Origin of the sequence: Acidiphilium sp. PM (assembly GCF_000219295.1) — a bacterium.
Taxonomy (GTDB): domain Bacteria; phylum Pseudomonadota; class Alphaproteobacteria; order Acetobacterales; family Acetobacteraceae; genus Acidiphilium; species Acidiphilium multivorum.
On record NZ_AFPR01000240.1, the window covers coordinates 1 to 3684 of the forward strand.

Annotated in this window: 6 protein-coding genes; 2 read left to right on the top strand and 4 right to left on the bottom strand. The window is 70.4% G+C overall.

Translation table 11 applies throughout. From position 1 onward, the window contains the following. From tsaB to APM_RS10390, 3 genes are all read right to left on the bottom strand, one after another. A partial coding sequence (gene tsaB, locus APM_RS10380; RefSeq protein ID WP_007423327.1) for a tRNA (adenosine(37)-N6)-threonylcarbamoyltransferase complex dimerization subunit type 1 TsaB occupies window positions 1-435 on the bottom strand: 435 nt, incomplete at its 3' end. A gap of 1 nt (window position 436) precedes the next feature. Continuing rightward, the gene (locus tag APM_RS10385; RefSeq protein WP_007423328.1) at window positions 437-1021 is read right to left on the bottom strand and encodes a malonic semialdehyde reductase; all 585 of its coding nucleotides are present in this window, start codon (window positions 1019-1021) and stop codon (window positions 437-439) included. A 42-nt stretch (window positions 1022-1063) separates the two neighbouring features. Then, on the bottom strand, window positions 1064-1621 hold the full coding sequence (locus APM_RS10390) for a NifU family protein (RefSeq protein ID WP_007423329.1): 558 nt from the start codon (window positions 1619-1621) through the stop codon (window positions 1064-1066). 204 nt (window positions 1622-1825) lie between these two features. Between APM_RS10390 and APM_RS10395 the strand changes: the two genes are divergently transcribed. After that, window positions 1826-2332: a Spy/CpxP family protein refolding chaperone gene (locus tag APM_RS10395; RefSeq protein ID WP_007423330.1), complete on the top strand. Its 507-nt coding sequence runs from the start codon at window positions 1826-1828 to the stop codon at window positions 2330-2332. A 9-nt stretch (window positions 2333-2341) separates the two neighbouring features. On the opposite strand, the gene APM_RS10400 is transcribed toward APM_RS10395, so the two are convergent. Further along, window positions 2342-3049 (bottom strand): class I SAM-dependent methyltransferase, encoded by a 708-nt coding sequence (locus APM_RS10400; RefSeq protein WP_007423331.1) that lies wholly within the window; start codon window positions 3047-3049, stop codon window positions 2342-2344. A gap of 33 nt (window positions 3050-3082) precedes the next feature. Here APM_RS10400 and gloB point away from each other — a divergent pair. Continuing rightward, window positions 3083-3684 (top strand): hydroxyacylglutathione hydrolase (gene gloB, locus APM_RS10405; RefSeq protein ID WP_007423332.1); only part of this gene is annotated, 602 nt, incomplete at its 3' end.

A 3684-nucleotide genomic window follows, 5' to 3' on the forward strand; every position in this document is an offset into this window, starting at 1 on the left:
CGGCGAGGGCAGATCGGCGTCGTCGAAGGCGGCGGCCACACCGTCGCGTTCCAGGAAGACGCGGCCGCGCCGCGCCGCGGTGACGACCCAGAGCTTTCGGGCAAGATCGGGCAGCATCGCCGCCATCGCCTCGCCCACGGTGACGCCGTGGACCGGAATGCCGGCGGCGAGGCTGATCCCCTGCGCAAGGGCCAGGGAAGCGCGCAGGCCGGTGAAGCTGCCGGGGCCGATGGTGACGGCGACGCCGTCGAGGCCGGCGGCGGGCTGTCCCGCCTCGGCGAGGCAGTCCGCCGCCCATACCGGCAGCAAATCGGCAAGGCCGGTCTCGGGCGCGCCCTCGCGGGCGGCGAGAACCTGTTCGCCCGCGATCACGCCGACATGGGCGCGCTTCAACGCGGCATCGAGCACCAGCAGGCGCGCGGCGGGCGGCGCCATCTCAGAGCAGGACGCAGGCTTCGTCGAATTCGAGGCGCGGGGCGCGGGGGAACGGGTCGTCTTTCTGGCCGTGGCCGAGATTGACGAGGAAATTCGAACGCCATCCCTGTTCGGAAAGGAAAATCTGGTCGACCTTCGCCTTGTCGAAACCGGACATCGGCCCGCAATCGAGCCCGAGGGCACGCGCGGCCATGATGAGATAGGCACCTTGCAGCGTGCCGTTGCGGAAGGCGGTTTCCTCGGCGAGGTCGGGGTTGCCGGCGAACCAGGCGCGGGCATCGGCGTGCGGGAAAAGCTTCGGCAGGTTCTCGTAGAATTGCGGATCGTGCGCGACGATGACGGTGACCGGCGCGGCCATCGTCTTCTCGATATTGCCGGGGTTGAGGGCGGGTTTCAGCCGCTCGCGCGATTCCGCGCTGCGCAGGAAGAGGAAGCGCGCGGGCGAGCAGTTGGCCGAGGTGGGGCCGTTCTTCAGCAGGTCGTAGAGCTGGTGAAGGGTTTCGTCCGGCACCGGGTCGGCCGTCCAGGCGGATTTGGTGCGGGCGGTGCGGAACAGCGCGTCGAGCGCGCCGTCATCGAGCGTCATGCGGACTCTCCGTTCAGCTGGGGGACGGCGGGGATCGCCGGCTCAGGCCATCACCTGCCGGACCGATTTCACTTCGGGCACGTAATGCTTGAGCAGGTTCTCGATACCCATCTTGAGCGTCGCCGTCGAGGACGGGCAGCCGGAGCAGGCCCCCTGCATGTGCAGCGAGACGATGCCGTCGCGGAAGCCGCGGAAGACGATGTCGCCGCCATCGCCGGCGACCGCCGGGCGGACCCGCATGTCGAGCAGTTCCTTGATCTGGTCGGCAATCTCGCGGTCGGCCGGATCGACGTCCTCGTCCACCTCGGCCTGGGCGCCGGCCATGACCGGGCGGCCGGAGAGATAATGCTCCATGATCGCGCCGAGCACCTGCGGCTTGAGGGAGGTCCATTCGGTGCCGTCATCGCGGGTGACGGAGACGAAATCGGCGCCGAGGAAGACGCGGACGACGCCCGGCAGCGCGAACAGCGCCTCGGCCAGCGGGCTCGCGGCGGCGGCATCGGCGGAGTCGAAATCGGCCGAGCCCTGGCCGAGCACCTCGCGGCCGGGGAGGAATTTCAGCGTGGCCGGATTGGGGGTGACATCGGTTTCGATGAACATGGAAGACACTCCGTATTTCAAACCGGACCTGTGCGGTCCTTTCGGCACAACATCGTCCCGATCGGGGCAAAGGACAAGGGGGGCTGACGCAGGGCAAAACCGCGGATGAATTCGGCGTAGGCCATGATTCCGACACGGCGGCGCCAGCATCGCGTCATGAAACGCAGGCTAAGGCGGAGCGGTTCAACCAACCGGAGTTCCGACATGAAGCCGATCCGCTCCCTCCGCGCCCACGCCCCCGCCGCCTTGCTGGCCGCGACCATGGCCGGCGCCTCGATCGCCGCCCTCGCCCTGCCCCATGCGCGCGCCGCAACCCCCGAGACCAAGACCACGACGGCGGCCGCCCCGCATTCGCCCGTGCTCAAGCATGTCGATCACCGGCTGGCGGCGCTGAAGACGAAACTCGGCATCACCAAGGCCGAGCAGGCGGCCTGGCATGGCTTCGCCCAGGTCTCGCGCGACAACGCGACCTCGATCGCCGCCCTCTACCAGAGCCGGGCCGCGCATCTCGCCACGATGAACGCGGTGCAGAACATGGAGTCCTTCGCCGCGATCCAGGCGAAGCAGGCGGACAACATGAACAAGCTGACCGCCGCGTTCCAGACGCTCTACACGAAGCTGGACGCCACGCAGCAGAAGAAGGTGGACGCGATGTTCCGCGCCTATGCGAAGCGGCACCTCGAACACCGGAAGCTGCACGCGAAGGGGTGAGCTCCCCCGTCAGCGCTCGGCGAGGACGAGGCGGCGCCGGCGGCCCGCGCGCAGCGGGATGACGCCGGCGACGTCCTTCGTCGCCTCGGTGAGGATGATGCCGCCGGCCTGGGCGGCGATGCGCCGGCCGGCGCGCTCGACCAGCGGGGCGGCGCGGAGGATGGCGCGGCCGCCGAGCGGGGGGAGGAACAGGGCGGCGTCGCGCCGCTCGACCCGGAACAGCGAGTCGGCCAGCATGCGGCCGAGCTGGGAGGGCGAATAGGGCTGGCCGTGGCCGAAGGGCGTGCGTTCGAGATAGGCCCAGGGCGAGGCGCGGTTGGGCACGACCACGATCATCCGCCCCTCGGGGCGCAGCACCCGCCAGGCCTCGCGCAGCAGGCGGCGGGCGGTTTCGGCGTGTTCGAGACCGTGGATCAGCAGCAGCCGGTCGACGCTGACATCGGCGAAGGGCAAGGCATCCTCCTCGACCAGCACGCTGAGGCCGGGGCGGGAGACGGGCCAGGGGGCGGCGCCGATCTGCGCCGGCACGGCGGCAATGCAGCGCGCCGCCTGATCCCGCCAGAGCCGCAGATAGGGGCCGGGATAGCCGAGGCCGAGCACCTCGCAGCCGCGCGCCTCGGGCCAGAACTCCCGCAGCCGGGCGCGAATCAGCCGCGCGGTGGCGGCGCCGCGCGGCGTGGCGTAGAAATCGGCGATCGAGGGCGCATCGAGACGCATCCCTCCACCTATAGCATGTGAGAAGGACGGATCATGGCGATTTCCCATCGCGGCTTCACGATCACGCGTGTGCCGATGCTCGCTGACAATTACGCCTGGCTGGTGGCGCATGGCGGGGCGAGCGCCTTCGTCGACCCGGCGGACGCGGCGGCGGCGATCGAGGCCGTCGAGGCGGCGGGCGGGCGGCTGGACTGGGTGCTGCTGACGCATCATCACGACGACCACATCGCCGGGGCGGTGGACCTCGCGGCCCGGTTCGGCGCGCGCATCGCCGGCAATGCGGCGGATGCGGCGCGGCTGCCGAAGCTGGATGCGGCGCTGGCGCCGGGGCAGACGATCGATCTTGGCGGAGAAGCCGTGCGGATGATCGCGACGCCGGGGCATACGGTCGGGCATGTCACCTACCTGTTCGGCGATGCGGCGGCGGCCTGCGGCGATACGCTGTTCAGCCTCGGCTGCGGGCGGATGTTCGAGGGCACGCCGGCGCAGTTCCATGCCAGTCTGCAGGCGCTGGCGGCGCTCGACCCCGAGACGCTGATGCTGTGCGGGCATGAATATACGCTGTCGAACGCGCGGTTCGCCCGCCATGTCGACCCGGACAACGCGGCGCTGGCGGCGCGGGCGGCGGAGGTGGA

What these genes read in the sequence shown, in the direction of transcription:
- APM_RS10385 (WP_007423328.1), bottom strand. Translation starts at nt 1,021, where the DNA reads ATGACGCTCGATGACGGCGCGCTCGACGCGCTGTTCCGCACCGCCCGC.
- APM_RS10390 (WP_007423329.1), bottom strand. Translation starts at nt 1,621, where the DNA reads ATGTTCATCGAAACCGATGTCACCCCCAATCCGGCCACGCTGAAATTC.
- APM_RS10395 (WP_007423330.1), top strand. Translation starts at nt 1,826, where the DNA reads ATGAAGCCGATCCGCTCCCTCCGCGCCCACGCCCCCGCCGCCTTGCTG.
- APM_RS10400 (WP_007423331.1), bottom strand. Translation starts at nt 3,049, where the DNA reads ATGCGTCTCGATGCGCCCTCGATCGCCGATTTCTACGCCACGCCGCGC.